General features: G+C 67.1%; 16 protein-coding genes. 14 read left to right on the top strand and 2 right to left on the bottom strand.

Translation table 11 applies throughout. The annotated features are described in order from the left end of the window. The first annotated feature begins 181 nt into the window (after positions 1-181). Together AC1DQR_RS07160 and AC1DQR_RS07155 are read left to right on the top strand one after the other, a co-directional pair. Complete coding sequence (locus tag AC1DQR_RS07160; protein WP_416051656.1) at positions 182-4,174, top strand: DUF748 domain-containing protein; 3,993 nt, start codon at positions 182-184, stop codon at positions 4,172-4,174. A 135-nt stretch (positions 4,175-4,309) separates the two neighbouring features. Continuing rightward, on the top strand, positions 4,310-4,495 hold the full coding sequence (locus AC1DQR_RS07155) for a rubredoxin (RefSeq protein ID WP_043356767.1): 186 nt from the start codon (positions 4,310-4,312) through the stop codon (positions 4,493-4,495). A 90-nt stretch (positions 4,496-4,585) separates the two neighbouring features. Here the strand turns inward: AC1DQR_RS07155 and AC1DQR_RS07150 are convergent, their stop codons facing one another. Both AC1DQR_RS07150 and AC1DQR_RS07145 read right to left on the bottom strand, forming a co-directional pair. Beyond that, positions 4,586-4,744 (bottom strand): hypothetical protein, encoded by a 159-nt coding sequence (locus AC1DQR_RS07150; protein ID WP_170301920.1) that lies wholly within the window; start codon positions 4,742-4,744, stop codon positions 4,586-4,588. 44 nt (positions 4,745-4,788) lie between these two features. Further along, positions 4,789-4,971: a hypothetical protein gene (locus AC1DQR_RS07145; protein WP_006163669.1), complete on the bottom strand. Its 183-nt coding sequence runs from the start codon at positions 4,969-4,971 to the stop codon at positions 4,789-4,791. Positions 4,972-5,282: 311 nt separating this feature from the next. Between AC1DQR_RS07145 and AC1DQR_RS07140 the strand changes: the two genes are divergently transcribed. The 12 genes from AC1DQR_RS07140 (at position 5,283) to AC1DQR_RS07085 (ending at position 18,946) form a co-directional block, all read left to right on the top strand. Continuing rightward, the gene (locus AC1DQR_RS07140; RefSeq protein WP_416051657.1) at positions 5,283-6,050 is read left to right on the top strand and encodes a FadR/GntR family transcriptional regulator; all 768 of its coding nucleotides are present in this window, start codon (positions 5,283-5,285) and stop codon (positions 6,048-6,050) included. Continuing rightward, positions 6,050-7,078, top strand: a complete 1,029-nt coding sequence (locus tag AC1DQR_RS07135) for an L-idonate 5-dehydrogenase (protein ID WP_416053361.1) — start codon at positions 6,050-6,052, stop codon at positions 7,076-7,078. The genes AC1DQR_RS07140 and AC1DQR_RS07135 overlap by 1 nt, the downstream gene beginning before the upstream one ends. 79 nt (positions 7,079-7,157) lie before the next feature. Then, the gene (locus tag AC1DQR_RS07130) at positions 7,158-8,159 is read left to right on the top strand and encodes a sialic acid TRAP transporter substrate-binding protein SiaP (RefSeq protein ID WP_416051658.1); all 1,002 of its coding nucleotides are present in this window, start codon (positions 7,158-7,160) and stop codon (positions 8,157-8,159) included. 74 nt (positions 8,160-8,233) lie between these two features. Beyond that, positions 8,234-8,866, top strand: coding sequence for a TRAP transporter small permease (locus AC1DQR_RS07125; RefSeq protein WP_416051659.1), 633 nt, complete (start codon positions 8,234-8,236; stop codon positions 8,864-8,866). Between the two features lie 62 nt (positions 8,867-8,928). After that, a complete protein-coding gene (locus AC1DQR_RS07120) occupies positions 8,929-10,332 on the top strand; it encodes a TRAP transporter large permease (protein WP_416051660.1) in 1,404 nt (467 codons plus the stop codon). Then, positions 10,329-11,435 (top strand): mandelate racemase/muconate lactonizing enzyme family protein, encoded by a 1,107-nt coding sequence (locus tag AC1DQR_RS07115; protein ID WP_477132790.1) that lies wholly within the window; start codon positions 10,329-10,331, stop codon positions 11,433-11,435. Before AC1DQR_RS07120 ends, AC1DQR_RS07115 begins: the two co-directional genes overlap by 4 nt. Positions 11,436-11,487: 52 nt before the next feature. Then, a complete protein-coding gene (locus AC1DQR_RS07110; protein WP_477132789.1) occupies positions 11,488-12,243 on the top strand; it encodes an SDR family oxidoreductase in 756 nt (251 codons plus the stop codon). A 48-nt stretch (positions 12,244-12,291) separates the two neighbouring features. Then, positions 12,292-13,839, top strand: a complete 1,548-nt coding sequence (locus AC1DQR_RS07105) for a UxaA family hydrolase (RefSeq protein WP_477132788.1) — start codon at positions 12,292-12,294, stop codon at positions 13,837-13,839. Positions 13,840-13,888: 49 nt separating this feature from the next. Then, positions 13,889-15,100, top strand: a complete 1,212-nt coding sequence (gene manD / locus AC1DQR_RS07100; RefSeq protein ID WP_416051663.1) for a D-mannonate dehydratase ManD — start codon at positions 13,889-13,891, stop codon at positions 15,098-15,100. A gap of 31 nt (positions 15,101-15,131) precedes the next feature. Continuing rightward, positions 15,132-16,667, top strand: coding sequence for a mannitol dehydrogenase family protein (locus AC1DQR_RS07095; RefSeq protein WP_477132787.1), 1,536 nt, complete (start codon positions 15,132-15,134; stop codon positions 16,665-16,667). Positions 16,668-16,902: 235 nt separating this feature from the next. Beyond that, positions 16,903-17,406, top strand: coding sequence for a hypothetical protein (locus tag AC1DQR_RS07090; RefSeq protein WP_174424233.1), 504 nt, complete (start codon positions 16,903-16,905; stop codon positions 17,404-17,406). A gap of 361 nt (positions 17,407-17,767) precedes the next feature. After that, complete coding sequence (locus tag AC1DQR_RS07085) at positions 17,768-18,946, top strand: cytochrome c oxidase subunit II (RefSeq protein ID WP_477132786.1); 1,179 nt, start codon at positions 17,768-17,770, stop codon at positions 18,944-18,946. Positions 18,947-18,966: the final 20 nt, after the last annotated feature.

Raw genomic sequence — 18,966 nt, 5'->3', positions numbered from 1 at the left:
ATCCCTTTGAATGCCTTTGCTTTGCCCCCAAGCGTTGCGATAATGTCGTTAAAAAGTGAAATCCGGGCCACAAAGTGGCCGATCCGTTTGGCGACACCGTGTGGAATGCTTGCTACATCGTGCTCTCCGGCGGGTTCGCATAGCGGACGCGGGTAGTTGGGGTCGAATCTTCTGGGATCACATGGCAATCAAGTTCTCCATGCAGGCAGCAACTGCAACGCCACGTCGCCGGGCCGGCGTGCGGGTGGCCGGCGGCATTGTGGCCGCGCTGGCGGTGTTTGGCCTGGCCGGGTATTTTGGCGGGCCACCGCTGATCAAATCGTTTGCCGCCAAACAGGCCAGCGAAGCGCTGGGGCGCAAGGTCACGTTTGGGGGTGCCGAGGTGCATCCGTTCTCGCTGGCCGTCGACGTTTCCGACATTACCATCTACGAGCCCGACGGCACCACGCCCATGCTGACCGTGGGCGAAGCCAAGATCGATGGCGCCATCGCGTCACTGTGGCACTTCGCCCCGGTGGTGGATGCCGTGCATATCGACCGGCCCGCGCTGCATCTTGCGCGCGACGCCAACGGCCGCATGAACTACGCCGACATCGTGGAGCGCTTCGCGGCCAAGCCGCCTGCGCCAAAATCCGAGCCGGCGCGCTTCTCGGTCAACAATATCGCGCTGACCGGCGGCAGCCTGGTGTTCGACGACAAGCTGCTCAACCAGACGCAGCGCGTGGACAACCTGACCATCACGCTGCCGTTCCTGTCCAATCTGCCGCATGACGTGGAGATCGTCACCCGGCCCACGCTGAGCGCGAACATCAACGGCTCCGCGCTGGCGCTGGATGGCACCATGCTGCCGTTCGCGGCATCGCGCGAGACCCACCTCAATATCAACCTCGACGCCCTGGAGCTGGTGCGCTACATGCCGTTCGCGCCGAAGCTCAAGGATGCGGATATCAAGGGCGGGCTGCTGGATTCACGGCTGACGCTGGGCTTTATCCAGGACAAGGACAAGCAGGACGTCTTCCTGGCAGGCACCGCGGCGCTGCGCGACGCCGATATCCGCAAGCATGATGGATCGCCCCTGGTGAAGGCCGGGCGGGTAGCGGTGGACATCGCGCGCATTGAACCGTTGGGGCGGATGGCCCACCTGCGCAGCCTCTCCGTGGAGGGCCTGGCCGTGCAGGCAGTGCGGCGCGCCGATGGCTCGCTCGACCTGGCCGACGCGTTTCTGCCGGAAGCCGCCAAGGTCGAGAAGCCGGCCCACGCGCCGGCTGCAGCCGCATCGGCAGCCGCAGCGGCGCCCGCATCCGCGCCGGCCGTAGCCAAGGCGGGCCAGGCGTCCGCACCTGTCGTGGCCAAGGCCGGCCCTGCATCGGCACCCGCCGCCGCCGGCATTGCGCCGGTGCCTGAAAAGCCCTGGCGCTATGCGATCGACCAGATCACCGTCAAAGAGGCCCGCCTGGGCCTGCGTGACGACTCGGCGCCTTCCGGGCCCGGCACGCTCGCGCTCGGGCCGCTTGACGCCGACGTGGCGGGTCTTTCCGGCGACAGCGACAAGCCGGCCAAGGTGCAGGCCAAGCTGGCGATCGGCGAGGGCCAGACGCTCAGCCATGAAGGCGAGCTGTCCCTGCGTGGCGGCACCATGGACGGCACGCTGCAAGCCAGCGGCGTGAAGCCCCAAGGGTTTGCCGCATGGTGGCCGGCGGAGCTCCAGACCCGGCTTGGCGACACTGCCATCAACGCCGAGCTGCATTACAAGATGGCGTGGGGCGGCCCCGCTTTTGCCTTCTCGCTGGAAAAGTCCCGCGTCGAACTGGCGCCGCTCTACCTGAGCACCCGGGAGCCGGTGACGGTGGCGCAAGTGGCAGCCGCCACGACTGGCGCAAGCCAACCTGCCGCGGCCGATAGCGACCGCCGGCGCGACGCGCGCCGCGCGCGTGCCCGCGACGACAGCGACACCGCCAACCTGCCGGTGATGCTCGCCGAGCGCGTGGCGCTGGAGGACATCGCGTTCGACCTTGGCGCGCATTCCTTCCAGGCCGGCCAGTTGGTGGTCGCCAAGCCGCAGATCGCCATCACGCGTGACTTCCGCGGCGAAATGCTCGAAAGCGCGCGCCTGTGGGCTGTGCAATCCAGGCAGAAGTCCGCCCAACGCAGCACCGCCGTCCAGGCCAAGGCTGTCCAGCCCGAGAGCGCGGCTGCCGCCAAGCCATTGCCCTGGAAGGCACAGCTCGGCAAGTTCACGCTCGATGGGGGCAGCCTGCGCGTGACCGACTATGCGCCCGCGGCAGCCAACCGCGACCGTCCCGTGGTCCATCAATTCCGCAATATCAGCCTCGGCACGGGCGCGCTCAACTGGCCGATGGCGGCCGGGGCCATCCCGGTGAAGCTCAAGGCGGACGTGGGCCGGCGCGGCGCGATGGCGCTCGACGGCACCGTGCTGCCCACCGGGCCCGCGGCGCAACTGCAGGTCGACGTCCGAGAGCTGGACCTCGCGCCGCTGCAGCCCTACCTGGCCGACCGCTTCAACGCGGCGTTGCGTGGCGGCGCCGCTACCGTCAAGGGCCGCCTCGGCGTGGAGGCGCCCGCCGGCAAGCCAATCACCGCGCGCTTCACCGGCAATGCGCTGCTCGGCAATGTGCGCAGCGTCGACCGGGTGACCGGTGACGACTTCCTGCGCTGGCGCTCGCTCGCGGTGAACGGCATCGATTTCGCCATGGATGAGGCCAAGGGGCCGATGAAGGTCGGCGTGGCCGGTGTCGCGCTGTCGGATTTCTACGCGCGGGTGATCCTGAATGCCAACGGCCGCTTGAACCTGCAGGATGTGATGGCCGGCGGCGCTGCCAAGGGCGAAGCGGCGCCCACCACCAGCCTGACGCAAGCCAGTCCCGCGCCGGCGAGCGCCGCCGGCGCACCGGCCCCGGTGCCGGCGCCTGTGGCTTCCGCCGCGGCCAAGCCGCAGATCCGCATTGGCGGCGTGACGGTGGAGAAAGGCAACATCAATTTCTCGGACTTCTTCATCAAGCCGAACTACACCGCCAACCTGACCGACATGAAGGGCTCGGTCTCCAAAGTGTCTTCGACCGAGCCGGCGCCCGCCGACCTTACGCTGGCAGGCCGTATTGACGATGATGCGCCGGTCACGATCGACGGCAAGCTCAACCCGCTGGCCGACACGCTCTACCTCGATATTGCCGCCAAGGCCGCGGGCGTGGAGCTGACCCGGCTGACCCCGTACGCGGCCAAGTACGCCGGCTACCCGATCACCAAGGGCAAGCTCACGGTCGATGTGGCGTACAAGATCGAGAACGGCAAGCTGGACGCGCGCAACCACCTCTACCTGGACCAGCTCACCTTTGGCGACAAGGTCGACAGCCCTAGCGCGACCAAGCTGCCGGTGCTGCTGGCGGTCTCGCTGCTGAAGGACCGCAATGGTGTGATCGACATCAACCTGCCGGTGTCGGGCTCCTTGTCGGACCCGGAGTTCAGCATTGGTGGCGTGATCGTGCGGGTGATCGTCAATCTGCTCACCAAGGCCATCACCTCGCCGTTCTCGTTGATCGCCTCCGCCTTTGGCGGTGGCGACGAACTGGGCTACGTGGAGTTTGCGCCCGGCACCTCCACGCTCACGCCGGCGGCCACGCAGAAGATCGCGACACTGGGCAAGGCCCTGGCCGACCGCCCGGCGCTGCGCCTGGAGATCAGCGGCCGCATCGATCCCGCCACCGATACCGCCGGCGCCAAGCGCGCCTGGCTGGACGCGCGCGTGGCCGAGCAAAAATCGCGCGAGATGCGCGCCAGCGCGAAGGCGGGCGTCGTGGCTGAAGAGAACGAGGAGGGCGAGCAAGGCGCCAAGGTGACGGTGTCGCCGCAGGAGTACCCGAAGTACCTGGAAGCGGTCTACAAGCGCGCCTCCTTCAAGAAGCCGCGCAATATGGTCGGGCTGGCGAAATCCCTGCCCACCAAGGAGATGGAGGCGCTGCTGCTGGAGAATGCACCAGTGACCGATGTGGAACTCCGGCAATTGGCCGAGCAGCGGGCGCTGGCGGTCAAGCAGGCGCTGGAGCGCGATGCCAAGGTGCCGGAAAGCCGCCTGTTCCTGACCGCCTCGAAGCTCAGCGCCGATGGCATCAAGGACAAGGGCGCACCCAACCGGGTTGACTTCACCATTCGGCAGTAAATCGCCGGCAAACCTGGCCTTGCCCGCGCAGGGGGTGGCGTTGCCGTCCCCTGCGCCCTGCCGCTCGGCCCAATCGGCGAGGTACGAGCAAGAAACGCTGTATCATTTCGCCCGGAATCGATACAGGAGTGCGTTTTGCAGCAGGAAGCCGTTGTTTACAAGACTTGGGTTTGCTTGATTTGCGGATGGGTCTACGACGAAGAGCAGGGCTGGCCGGACGATGGCATCGCCCCGGGCACGCGCTGGGACGACATTCCGGAAGACTGGCGTTGCCCTGAATGTGACGTGGGCAAGGGCGAATTCGCGATGATCGAGATCTGATCGGCCGGGCAGGCAAACGCAGCCAGGCAAACGACCAGCCACCGGGCCCTTCCGGCCCGGATTACGAATACACCACAGAGGGCGGCGCGCTTAGTGTCGCTGCATTTGCCGGCAGATGCCGGCGCGCTTGCGCTGCTCGGCGCAGCGCCGATAGCGCATGCGGTAGGGGTGGCTACAGCGCCAGATCGCCGTGGCCACGGTGACCAGCAGGAACGCCGCCATCAAGACAGCCAACAGGCTCAGTGTCATAGCGGCCCCCTTTTTCACAAGCAAGCCGGGAACGCTCGAAGCGTTCAGATAAGCAACGGGAGCGCCTCCAGCAAGGCCACCGCCAGCAGAGCCCCGAAGATCGCACCCGCCGCGCGGCAACTGATGCGCAAGGCCCGGGCTGTGAAGGGGATCCCGCCGAAGGCAATCATGCCAACCAACGCCATCGGAATCAGGAACACAAGATCATGTGACGTGAAGTGCAGCATTGCCGTCTCCTGTCTCTCTGCTTGTGCTTCCAGTATAGAAAGTGTCGCAGGGAGGCCAAGGACGATGACATTGGGGTTGTCCCGTAAGCTGCATTTTGTCGGGACGCGTGCGCAAGCCGCCTCGCTACATCCTTTGCTGCACCCGCCACCCATGCCGTGTTGGCCGCTGGCGCGGGCGCCAGGGCAGCCACCGGCGCCGGCCTGCTGCAGCGCTGCATAAATTCCCCTTGTAGCGCGCGTAAAAACTTCCTAAAAATTGGTCAGGCCACTTTACCTCCTGGCCCAAATCACTTTCGGGATCGCGCGCCGACATGCCCCTGCAGCAGATCGAACCCCGCCGCCTTTACCGCCAGATTGCCGACCAGTTGCGCCGGTTGATCGAGAACGGGGAGTTTCCCGTGGGCGCGCGCTTGCCGCCGGAGCGAGACCTTGCGGCGCAACTGGGCGTGTCGCGGCCATCGGTGCGCGAAGCGCTGATCGCGCTGGAGGTGGAGGGGCTGGTGGAGGTGCGGATGGGCTCGGGCATCTACGCCTGTCCGCCGGAGCGTGCGCGCGCTGCCAGCGTGATGGCCGAGCCGCCGCTGGATGTGATCCGCGCGCGCCAGACCATCGAAGGCGAGATGGCGGCCAACGCCGCGCGGCATGCCACGCCGGCATTGCTGGACGCGCTGGAAGAATCGATTGCCATCATGCAGGAGGAGGCCGGCGCCGGACAGATTCCGGTCAAGGGCGATCGCCTGTTCCATTTGCGGATTACCGAAGTCTCCGGCAATGCCGTGCTGCAGCGCCTGGTGGCCGAGTTGTTCGACGAGCGTCATAACCCGCTCTTTGCCCGCTTCGGCAGCCACTTCGAGAACGCGTCCAGCTGGCACGCGGCCATTGCCGAGCACCGCGCCGTGGTGGCCGCCATCGCCTCGGGCTCGCCGGATGCCGCGCGCGACGCCATGTGCCTGCACCTGGAAGCCTCGCACAGCCGCTTCTACGCGGCGTGGCCCGCAGGCGCGCCAATCGAGCCCACCGAGCCCACCGAGCCAACCCCAACGCGGCGCAAGCCGCGCAAGCTTGCCGAGGAGTCATGATGTCCCTGGTCTGCCATATCCATGCGAGCGAAGACCTGCGTTTCACGCAGGTGGAGCCTGCCGCTCCCGGGCCGTTCGAGGTCGAGGTGCGCCTTGGTGCGGCCGGCATCTGCGGCTCGGACCTGCACTACTACTTCCACGGCAAGGTCGGCGCCTTCGTGATCCGCGAGCCGCTGACGCCGGGCCACGAAGCGGCCGGCATCGTCTCCCGCGTTGGCAGCGCGGTCACGCGCGTCGCCCCGGGCAACAAGGTGGCGATCAATCCCTCGCATGCGTGCGGGCAATGCGACTACTGCCGGGCCGGGCGCGACAACCTTTGCCGGAACATGCGCTTTCTCGGCAGCGCCAGCATCTATCCGCATGTGCAAGGCATGTTTCGCGAGCACTTCCTGATGCACGAGCGCCAGCTGACGCCGGTGGACAGCGATATCTCGCTGGGTGAGCTGGCGTTTGCCGAGCCGCTCTCGGTGGCGCTGCATGGCGTGAACCGCGCCGGCGAGCTGCTGGGCAAGACCGTGCTGGTCACCGGCGGCGGCACCATCGGCAGCCTGGCGGTGATGGCCGCGCGCCTGGCCGGCGCCGCGCACATCATCGCCTGCGATATCGCGGACCGCCCGCTCGAAGTGGCGTTGCGGGTTGGCGCCGACCAGGTGATCCGCACCGACCGGGAGCCACCGCAGGCGCTGCAGGACCTCGCCGATGTCTGCCTGGAAGCTGCCGGCAGCGGCGCGGCGCTGGACACCTGCCTGCTGGCCGCGCGGCGCGGCGCCCGCATCGTGCAGATCGGCACGTTGCCGGCCGAGGGGCTGCACTTTCCGGCCAACAACATCATGGCGCGCGAGCTGGAGTATGTCGGCGCGTTTCGCTTCGGGCGCGAGTTCGACTGGGCCGTGCGCTACCTTACGCAAGGCCGCCTCGACGTGCGCCCGCTGCTGTCGGCGCAGCTGCCGCTGGCGCAGGCCGTGGAGGCATTCGCGCTGGCTGCCGACAAGACGCGCAGCACCAAGGTACAGCTCACCGCCGCATAGATCCATCCACGCAGCACCTGAGCGCCGCAAGCGCATCCGCAAGAGAGCGCAAGGCCCACCACACCGAAGGAGACGAAGCATGAAGCCATTTTCCCTGCGCCTGCCGTCAACGTTGCTGCCGGCCGCCCTTGTGCTGGCAACCTGCGTGGCCAGCCTGGCCTGCGGCACCGCGCTGGCCCAGACCAAGCTCAAGTGGGCGCACGTGTACGAAACCTCGGAGCCGTTTCACAAGTGGTCGGTGTGGGCCGCCGAGGAGATCAAGAAGCGCAGCAACGGCAGGTACCAGATCGATGTGTTCCCCGCCTCCCAGCTCGGCAAGGAGAACGACATCAACCAGGGCCTGGCGATGGGCTCGGTCGATATCATCATCTCGGGCTCCAGCTTTGCCGCCAAGTCGTTCCCGCGCATCGGCGTGACCTACTACCCCTACACCTTCCGCGACGCCAACCACCTGCTGGCCTATACCAAGAGCGATATCTACAAGGAACTCACGCGCGGCTACGAGGAAAAATCGGGCAACCATATCGTCGCCACGACTTACTACGGGACGCGCCAGTCCACCTCCAACAAGCCCTTCTCGCACTGCGCCGAGATGAAGGGCCTGAAGATGCGCGTGCCCGATGTGCCAGCCTACCTTGCCATGCCGCGCGCCTGCGGTGTGAATACCTCGCCAATTGCCTTTGCCGAGGTGTACCTGGCACTGCAGAACGGCACCGTGGAGGCGCAGGAGAACCCGCTGCCCACCATCGAAGCCAAGAAGTTCTATGAGGTGCAGAAGTACATCGTGCTCACGGGCCATATCGTCGACCACCTCAACACGGTGATCTCGGGTGGCCTGTGGAAGAAACTCTCCGAGGCCGACCGCAAGATGTTCAGCGACGTGGCGCAGGAAGCCGCCATGCGCGCCACCGCCGACGTGGTGGCGCGCGAGAAGGAACTGGTGGCGGTATTCAAGCAAAAGGGCCTGACGGTCACCGACATCAATGTGCCGGAGTACCGCGACGCGGTGCTGAAGAACGTGAGCTTTGAATCGCAGGGTTATCGCAAGGCCGACTGGGACAAGATCCAGGCCGTGCAGTGAACCTGGCGGCAGGCGCCGGATGGCAGATCACGGACCACAGATCAGGCAGATCGCAGTCTTTGCGGAGCAACACCATGGAAATGCGTTCCCGACTTGCAGACGACCTGCCTGCGCAGGCCGTTGCCGGCGAGACCCCAGGCGGTGCGCCGCAACTGGCCACCGTTGCGGAGCTGGCGCACAGTTTCGAGGAGGCCGACAACAAGCAGGTGGACCTTGCCGGCTACGCCGCCGAGGACTGGTTCACGCTGGGCTTGTTCTGGCTCATGACCGTGCTGGTCTTCCTGCAGTTCTTCACCCGCTACGTGATGAACGACTCGCTGGCCTGGACCGAGGAGCTGGCCACCTACTGCCTGATCGGCGTGGTGTTCATCGGCGCGGCCATGTGCGTGCGCAAGAGCCGGCATATCCAGGTGGACCTGATCTACCGCTACCTGCCGCATGCGCCGGCACGCGTGCTGTCCACGCTGGTGGACATTGCGCGCACTGCCTTTCTTGGCTATGCGGGCTGGCTGGTCTGGCGCTACATCCTGGTGGTGGGCGACGAGCCGATGACGACCATCGCGTGGAACAAAAGCTGGATCTACTACCTGGTGCTGGCCGGATTCGTCCTGATGTGCCTGCGCTCCTGCCAGGTGAGCTGGCTGAACTGGACGCAGGGTTTTTCCATCCTGGAGCGCCCCGAAGCGTTCGAGGCCAGCGACGACTGACAACGACGGACAACGACTGACGACAACCGACGACCGACGACCAACCCGGAGCGCGCCCCGCCATGTGGATCCTGATTGTTTCCTTCCTGCTGCTGATGGTGGTGGGCCTGCCGGTCGCCATTGCGATGGCGGTGGCTTCGCTGCTGTATATCTGGGCCTCCGGCACGGTGCCGGACGTGATCCTGGCGCAGCGCATGATTGCCGGCGTGGAGAGCTTCCCGCTCCTGGCCGTGCCCTTCTTCATCCTCGCCGGCAACCTGATGAACGTGGCCGGCATCACCGGGCGCATCTATAACTTCGCCGTGGCGCTGGTGGGCTGGATGCGCGGCGGGCTGGGCCACGTCAACATCATCGGCTCGGTGATCTTCTCCGGCATGTCGGGCACCGCCATTGCCGATGCGGCGGGCCTGGGCACCATCGAGATCAAGGCCATGCAGGACCACGGCTACGAGACCGAGTTCGCGGTGGGCGTGACGGCGGCCTCGGCCACGCTCGGGCCGATCATCCCGCCGTCGCTGCCGTTCGTGATCTACGGCATGATGGCCAATGTGTCGATCGGCTCGCTGTTCCTGGCTGGCATCGTGCCGGGCCTGGTGCTGACCTTGTTCATGATGGGCACGGTGGCGTGGTTTGCCCACCGCCGCGGGTGGGGCAGCGATACCGCGTTCTCCTGGAAGCTGCTGGGCAACGCCAGCATCGAGATCGCGGTGGTGCTGGCCTTTCCGCTGGCGATCTGGCTGATGACGCGCTTTGGCGTGTCCACCAACGTGGCCGCGCTGATCGCGCTGGTGGTGCTGCTGGCGCTGGACTGGTACTTCGACTTTTCCGCGGTGATGGCGCTGATGGCGCCGGTGATCCTGATCGGCGGCATGACGCTGGGCTGGTTCACGCCCACCGAGGCCGCGGTGGCGGCGGTGATCTGGGCGCTGTTCCTCGGGCTGGTGCGCTACCGCTCCATGACGCTGCGCTCGCTGGCCAAGGCCACGCTCGACACCATCGAGACCACCGCATCGGTGCTGTTCATCGTCACCGCGGCATCGATCTTCGCCTGGCTGCTCACCACCAGCCAGGCCGCGCAGATGCTCTCCGACGCTATCCTTGGCTTCACCCACAACAAATGGGTGTTCCTGCTGCTGGCCAATGTGCTGATCCTGATCGTGGGCTGCTTTATCGACACCACGGCGGCGATCACCATCCTGGTCCCGATCCTGCTGCCCATCGTGCTCAAGCTCGGCATCGACCCGATCCACTTCGGGCTGGTGATGACGCTCAACCTGATGATCGGCCTGCTGCATCCGCCGCTGGGGATGGTGCTGTTCGTGCTGGCGCGGGTGGCCAAGCTGTCGGTGGAGCGCACTACCGTGGCCATCCTGCCGTGGCTGGTGCCGTTGTTCCTGACGCTGATCGCCATCACCTATTTCCCGGCGATCACGCTGTGGCTGCCGAACCTGGTGGGCAGCAAATGAGCGCCACCATCGTCCAGGTCGAACTGCTGCAGGTGGACCTGCCGCCGCGTGTGCCGCGCTCCGACGCCATCCAGTCCTTCGTCACGCAGGAAACGCCCATGGTGCGCATCCGCTGCGACGATGGCGCCGAGGGCACGGGCTACGCCTATACCATCGGCACCGGCGGCTCATCGGTGATGGCGCTGCTGCGCGATCACCTGGCGCCGCGCCTGATCGGGCGCGATCCGGCCCAGATCGAGGCGATCTGGCGCGAGCTGCTGTTCGCCACGCACGCCACCTCGGTCGGCGCCATCACCAGCCTGGCGCTGGCCGCCATCGATACCGCGCTGTGGGACTGGCGCTGCCGGCGCGATGGCCAGCCCCTGTGGCTTGCCGCCGGCGGGGCGCAGCCGCGCGTGCCGGTCTACACCACCGAAGGCGGCTGGCTGCACCTGGATGCCGATACGCTGGTGAGCGAGGCCGTGGCGGCGCGCGAGGCGGGCTTTCGCGGCGCCAAGCTGAAGGTGGGCCGCGCGCGGGCAAGCGAGGATGCGGCGCGCCTCGCGGCGGTGCGTGCCGCGGTAGGTGATGGCTTCGAGCTGATGGTGGATGCCAACCAGTGCTTCACCGCTGCCGAGGCCATCCGGCGCGCGCCGCATTACGCCGAACTGGGCATCGCGTGGTTCGAGGAGCCGCTGCCGGCCGACGATATCGGCGGGCACGTGCGGCTGGCCGCATCCACCTCCGTGCCCATCGCGGTGGGCGAGTCGTTGTACTCGCCTGGCCAGTTTGCCGAGTATGTGCGCCAGGGCGCCTGCGGCATCGTGCAGGCCGATGTGGCGCGCATTGGCGGCATCACGCCCTGGCTCAAAGTGGCACACCTGGCCGAAGCCCACAACCTGTCGATCTGCCCGCACTTCTTGATGGAGCTGCATGTGTCGCTATGCGCTGCGGTGCCCAACGCGGCCTGGGTGGAGTACATCCCGCAGCTCGACGAGGTTGCTGCCAGCAGCGTGCGCATCGAGGCTGGCTACGCCATCGCCCCGGACGCGCCGGGCCTTGGCATCGAATGGGACTGGGCCGCGATCGGGCGCCGCACAGTGGCGCGCGCGCTGGTTTCCTGATGATTTCACCGGCTACGCAAACGTGGCCGGGACCGCTCATGGAGAACGACTGATGACGCAACGACTCGCTGGCAAGCTGGCCCTCGTCACCGCGGCCGGGCAGGGCATTGGCCGCGCCACCGCCGAAGCCTATCTGCGTGAAGGCGCGCGCGTGATCGCCGCCGATATCAACGAGCGCCTGCTCGAGGCGCTGGCCGGCCAGCCCGGCTGCACCACGCTGCGACTGGACGTGACGGACGGCGCCGCGGTGCAGGCCGCGGCGAAGCAGGCCGGCGCGCTCGATATCCTGTTCAACGGCGCGGGCTTCGTGCACCACGGCACCATCCTGGAATGCGACGAAGCGGCTTTCGATTTCTCGATGAACCTGAACGTGCGCGCCATGTACAGCATGATGCGCGCCTTCCTGCCCGCCATGGTGGTGCAGCGCCGCGGCTCGATCGTCAACATGGCSTCGGTGGCGGGCAGCATCAAGGGCGCGCCCAACCGCTTCGTCTACGGCGCCACCAAGGCGGCGGTGATCGGCATGACCAAGTCGGTGGCGGCGGACTACATCGGCCACGGCATCCGCTGCAATGCGATCTGCCCCGGCACGGTGGAGTCGCCCTCGCTGCGCCAGCGCATCGCGGACCAGGCGCGCGATGGCGGCAGGAGCCTGGCCGAGGTGGAAGCCGCCTTTGTCGCCCGCCAGCCGATGGGGCGCATCGGCAGCGCCGCAGAGATCGCCGCGCTGGCGGTGTACCTCGGTTCGGACGAATCGGCATTCACCACCGGCACGGCGCAGGTGATCGACGGCGGCTGGTCCAACTGAGGCGGCACATCCCGCTCGTCCCCTCTCAGCCATCTGCCCGGAGCCAGCATGCCAGCCGATAACGCCCCCAAGGTCATCCGCATACACCCCGCCGACGACATCGTCATCGCCTGCCGCCAATTGGTGCCGGGCACCGTCATCGCCGCCGAGGGCGTGACCGTCGCCAGCCTGGTGCCGCCCGGGCACAAGCTGGCGGTGCGCGCCATTGCCGCGGGCGCGCCGGTGCGGCGCTACAACCAGATCATCGGCTTTGCGCGCCAGCCGATCGCGCCTGGCCAGCACGTGCATACACATAACCTGGCCATGGGCGAGTTCACACGTGAATACGCTGCCGGCGCCGATGCGCGCGCCACCGAATACGTTGATGCACCGGCCAGCTTCGATGGCATCAAACGCGCCGACGGCAGCGTGGCCACCCGCAACTACATCGGCATCCTTACCTCGGTGAACTGCTCCGCCACGGTGGCGCGCGCCATTGCCGATTATTTCCGGCGCGAGCTTCGCCCCGAGGCGCTGGCCGCGTTTCCCAATGTGGATGGCGTGGTGGCGCTCACGCATGGCGCGGGCTGCGCCACCGATAGCGAGGGCGAGAACCTGCGCGTATTGCGGCGCACGCTGGCGGGCTACGCGCGCCACCCGAATTTTGCCGCGGTGCTGGTGGTGGGGCTGGGTTGCGAGGCCAACCAGATCGATGGCCTGCTGGCCGAGGAGGGTCTCGCTGGCATGGCCGGCGGCCCGCGCCTGCATGCGTTCAACATCCAGGACAGCGGCGGCACCGCCGGTGCGGTGGCGCGCGGCGTGGCTATCGTGCAGGACCTGCTTGCCGATGCCAATCGCGTGCACCGGCAAGCCATGCCGGCGAGCCACATCACGGTGGGCCTGCAATGCGGTGGCTCGGATGGTTACTCCGGGCTGACTGCCAACCCGGCGCTGGGCGCGGCCGTGGATCTGCTGGTGCGCCATGGCGGCGGCGCCATTTTGTCAGAGACGCCCGAGATCTACGGCGCCGAGCATCTGCTGACGCGCCGCGCGGCGTCGCCGGCGGTGGCCGCGCGCTTGCTGGCGCGGATCCGCTGGTGGGAAGACTATTGCGCGCGCAACCACGGCAGCATGGACAACAACCCCTCGGCCGGCAACAAGGCCGGCGGGCTCACCACCATCCTGGAGAAGTCGCTAGGCGCGGTGGCCAAGAGCGGCACCACCAACCTGGTGGAGGTCTACGAGTTCGCGCAGCCGGTACGCGCGCGCGGCCTGGTCTTCATGGACACGCCTGGTTACGACCCGGTCTCAGCCACCGGCCAGGTGGCGGGCGGCGCCAACCTGATCTGCTTTACCACCGGGCGCGGCTCGGCCTACGGCTGCGCGCCATCGCCCTCGCTCAAGCTGGCGACCAACAGCGCGCTGTGGCAAAGGCAGGCCGACGACATCGACATCAACTGCGGCGACATCGTCGATGGCGGCGCCAGCATCGCGCAGAAGGGCGAGCAGATTTTCCGGCTGATGCTGGAGACCGCATCGGGGCGAAAGACCAAAAGCGAGCTGCATGGCTACGGGCAGAACGAGTTTGTGCCGTGGTCGCTGGGCGCGGTCATGTAAGCGCGGGCAGGCGCCGGGAACCATCGACAATAACCACGCAGGAGAGAGCATGAAGATCACCGCCGCGCGCGTCATCGTGTGTTCCCCGGGACGCAACTTCGTGACGCTGAAGATCGAGACCGACGAGGGCCTGAGCGGCATCGGCGACGCCACGCTCAACGGCCGCGAGCTGGCCGTGGCGAGTTACCTGGAGGACCACGTGGCGCCCTGCCTGATCGGGCGCGACCCGCACCAGGTGGAGGACATCTGGCAGTACCTGTATCGCGGCGCGTACTGGCGGCGCGGGCCGGTCACCATGAGCGCGATCGCCGCCGTCGATACCGCGCTGTGGGACATCAAGGCCAAGGCAGCGGGCATGCCGCTTTACCAGTTGCTGGGCGGCAAGAGCCGCACCGGCGTGATGGTGTACGGCCACGCCAATGGCAGCGATATCGAGGCCACGGTGGACGAGGTGCTGCGCTACAAGGAACTGGGCTACCACGCGGTGCGCGCGCAATCGGGCGTGCCGGGGCTTAACAAGGTGTATGGCGTGTCGTCGGACCGCCTGTTCTACGAGCCGGCCGATGCCTCGCTGCCGTCGGAGCACGACTGGAGCACGGAGCGCTACCTGGACCACACGCCGCGCCTGTTCGAGAAGGTACGTGACGCGGCTGGCTGGGATCTGCACCTGCTGCACGACGTGCACCACCGGCTCACGCCGATCGAGGCGGCTCGCCTGGGCAAGTCGCTGGAGCCGTTCCGCCTGTTCTGGATGGAAGACGCCACGCCCGCGGAGCACCAGGAGAGCTTCCGGCTGATCCGCCAGCACACCACCACGCCGCTGGCGGTGGGCGAGGTCTTCAACACCATCTGGGACTGCAAGACGCTGATCCAGGAGCAGTTGATCGACTACATCCGCGCCACCGTGGTCCATGCGGGCGGCATCACGCACCTGCGCCGCATCGCTGACTTCGCCGCGATGCACCAGGTCCGCACCGGCTCGCATGGGGCGACCGACCTCTCGCCGGTGTGCATGGGCGCCGCGCTGCATTTCGACCTGTGGGTGCCCAACTTCGGCATCCAGGAATACATGCGCCACAGCGAGGAGACCGATGCGGTGTTCCCGCACGCCTACACCTTTGCCAACGGCATGCTGTATCCGGGCGATGCGCCGGGACATGGCGTGGAGATCGATGAGGCGCTGGCGGCCAGGTATCCCTATCAACGCGCTTACCTGCCGGTGAATCGCCTTGCCCACGATGGCACGCTCTGGCACTGGTAGTGCTAATGCCAGGCAAACACAGGCACGCCCCATGATGACGCCAAGACTGCATCCCGACACGCTCGCGCGACTTCCGCATGACGTACTGCGCCCGCGCTATCCGCGTGAACGCCTGCGCGGCGGCATCGTCCACCTGGGCATCGGCGCCTTTCACCGCGCGCACCAGGCGGCGGCGACGGAAGCCGCGCTGCACGCGGATGCCGCCGACGCGCACTCGTTAGACTGGGGCATCGTCGGCGTCTCGCTGCGCCGGCCTGACACGCGCGACGCGCTGGCGCCACAGCAAGGCCTGTACACGCTGGCGCTGCGCGGGGTGCGGGACGACGGCAGCCGCTTCGCGCAGTTGCAGGTGATCGGCGCGGTGATTGCGGTGCTGGTGGCCGCCGATGATCCCGATGCCGTGCTGGAGCGCATCGCGCATGCGGACGCGCGCATCGTCAGCCTGACGGTGACGGAGAAGGGTTACTGCCATGACCCTGCCACCGGCACATTGAACTTCAGCGACCCGGGCATCGCGCATGACCTGCTGCATGCTGGCGCCCCGGTTACCGCCATCGGCTATCTGGCGCGCGGCCTGCAACGGCGCATGGCACGCGGCCTGCCGCCGCTGACCTTGCTCAGCTGCGACAACATCGCCGCCAACGGCGACACGCTGCGCGGCTTGCTGCTGGCCTTCTGCGCGCGCGTGGATGGCGCGCTCCACGATTGGGTGGCCGAACGCTGCGGCTTTCCCAATGCCATGGTCGACCGCATCGTGCCCAAGACCACCGTGGACGATGCCGCGTGCATCAGCGCCGCACTTGGCGTGGAGGATGCATGGCCCGTGGTGGGCGAGCCCTTCCTGCAGTGGGTGATGGAGGACCGCTTCGTGGCCGGCCGGCCACGCTGGGAGGCGGGCGGCGCGCAGTTCGTCGAACACGCGCGCCCGTTCGAGACGCTCAAGCATCGCCTGGTCAACGGCAGCCATTCGACCATGGCCTACCTGGGCATGGTGGCCGGGTGGGCCACCACCGACCGCGCCATCGCCGTGCCGGCTGTGCGCGCGCTGGTGGCCGGCATGATGGAGCAGGAAATGCTGCCAACCTTGCCCGCGCTGCCGGGGCTGGACACCGCGGCCTATCGGCGCGACCTGCTGGCGCGCTTTGCCAATCCCGCGCTGCAGCATAAGACCAGCCAGATCGCCATGGACGGCTCGCAGAAGATCCCGCAGCGCCTGCTGGCGCCGATCCGGGAGCGCTCGCGCGCCGGCGCCCCGTTTCCGCGCCTTGCGCTGGGCGTGGCCGGCTGGCTGCATTTCCTGCGCGGCCGCGACGAGCGCGGCGCCGAGTACCGTATCGAAGACCCGCTGGCCTCGTCGCTGCATGCCTTGCTGGCCGAGGCCGATGCCCGGCATGCGCGGGAAGCGGATCGTATTGCGGCCATCGCGTCGTTCACGCCGGTGTTCGGGGATCTGGCTGCTTCGCGCGTGTTCGTCGAAACGCTTGCCACGCATACGCGCATGCTGCGCGAGCGCGGCGTACTGGCGACACTCGCGGCGGTCGCTGGCACGCAGGCCAGCGCCGCCTGAACGGATCGCTGGCCGCCAAGTACCGATCCTGTCACCCGCGCGTGGCACGTTGCGGCGCCAACGTGGCGCCGGCCCACCTCCAGCACTTATTTGCGCGTGTGCGGTCAAACGATCAGGCCGGCGTGTCCTATGCTGTGCAGATACGCAGGCCTGATCGGCAGTCAGGTCGCAACTTGCGTATAACAAGCGCAACCGCAGCAAAAGCGGCGGTGAAACAGCATATCCGGAGGTGGCTATGGAACTTCACATGCAATCGCACCACTACGTGCGCCGCATGCCAGACTGGACCGCGGCAGCGGTGTCGGGGCTGGCGGCCGGGGCGCTGCTGATGGTGATCGAGCTGTTCTGGTCGACGATGGTGGCGGGCATCAACCCGTGGGGCACGACGCGGATGATCGCGGCGATCCTGATGGGGCAGGACGTGCTCCAGACTTCGTTGTTCAGTGTGGGTACCGTGGCCGCGGCGCTGATGATCCACTTTGTGCTCGGCGCGGTGCTGGGCATGATCCTGGGGGCCATCATCGCGCCATTTCACCTGGATTCGAGCACGGGCCTGGCATTGCTTACCGGCGCGGTATTCGGCATTGCCGTGTACCTGCTCAACTTCTACGGCATGACGCGCTTTTTCACCTGGTTCGCCGATGCGCGTGGCTGGCATACGCTGGTTGGCCACATGATCTTCGGCATGACCGCGGCCATTGCCTACTGGAAGCTCGAAAGCAAGGATGTATCTCACTGAGCACGCAAACCGGAGGAAATACCAGCCAATCCATCAGCGAATCCATCAGCGCGTGCCGCAGCGCATCCCTGTTTCCATTGCCCTGCGTCTACGCGCTGTTTAGCGGCTTAGCAATTTAGCGGTTTAGACCCGCGCATTGCCACTACACGGGCCGTGCGGGCCGGCGGCGGCGGATGAAAGCTCCGGCTTTCTCCGCCGCTTTTTGTTTTGCCGCTGGTGGCGCGTGGCCGGGCCGATTTTGTGTGGCATCGCACCCAAAGCGCTGTCAAGGCCGCCTTGCCGGTGGCGGACCAGATGCACTAGTCTTATCTCAGCTTGCGTGTAGTTCGCATCCTTCTGTACGCAAGCGGGGAGGGTCGGTATGGCGATAGCCATTGCAATCGTGATCATCGTCGTTGCTTCGGTGCTCTTCCATTTTTTGAGCCCGTGGTGGGCGACGCCGCTTGCCTCCAACTGGAAGCAGATGGACGACACGCTGACCATCACGCTGGTCATCACCGGCATCTTCTTCGTCATCATCAACCTGTTCGTCGCCTACATTGTCTGGCGCTACCGCCATCGCGACGGCGCGCGCGCGGCCTACCAGCCGGAGAACCGCAAGCTGGAGTTGTGGCTGACCGCGGGCACCACGCTTGGGGTGATTGCGCTGCTGGCGCCGGGCCTGTTCGTCTATGCCGAATACGTGCGCCCACCCGCCGACGCCATGGTCCTGGAGGTGGTGGGCCAGCAGTGGCAGTGGGGCTTTCGCTTTCCCGGCCGGGGCGGCCAGCTCGGCACCTCGGACCCGCGCTTTGTCACACCAGCCAATCCGCTGGGCGTGAACCCGGACGACCCGCGCGGGCAGGACGACATCATCGTCGCTGGCCAGGAAGTCCATCTGCCGCTGAATCGCCCGGTCAAGGTGCTGCTGCGCTCCAAGGACGTGCTCCACGACTTCTACGTGCCGCCGTTTCGCGCTCGCATGAACATGGTGCCAGGCACCGTCACGTCGTTCTGGTTCACGCCGACCAAGGCGGGCACGTACGAGATCCTGTGCGCGCAACTGTGCGGGGTCGGCCACTACAACATGCGCGGCCATGTGGTGGTGGAGGATGAGGCGGCGTTCCAGGCATGGCTCGCGCGCCAGCCGACGTTTGCGCTGACCATGGTGAAGACGCCCGCTGCGGTGACAGGGGCAGCGCCTGCTGGCGCGCCGGCGGCCGATACGCTCGCCGAGCGGGGCCGCGCGCTGGCACAGAGCAAGGGCTGCGTGGGTTGCCACAGCATGGATGGCACCGTTGGCGTGGGGCCAAGCTGGAAGGGCTTGTATGGCAGTACCGGGACCTTTGCCGATGGCAGCAGCGCGAAGGTCGACGACGCATACCTGAAGACGGAGATCACCGATCCGCAGGCGCGCCTGGTCAAGGGTTTCGGCCCGCTCATGCCAAAGATGGCCCTGAGCGACGAGGAGGTGAGCGCGCTGATTGCCTACATCCGCGCCAACGGCGCGCCCGGCGCGGCAACGCAGGCGGGCGCCGCGTCCGGCGCTGCGGCCAGGTAGATCGCAGGCAGGTTGCGAAG

The sequence above is a fragment of the Cupriavidus sp. 05L411 genome, assembly GCF_056398045.1.
This window is presented reverse-complemented; position numbering and strand designations above follow the sequence as displayed.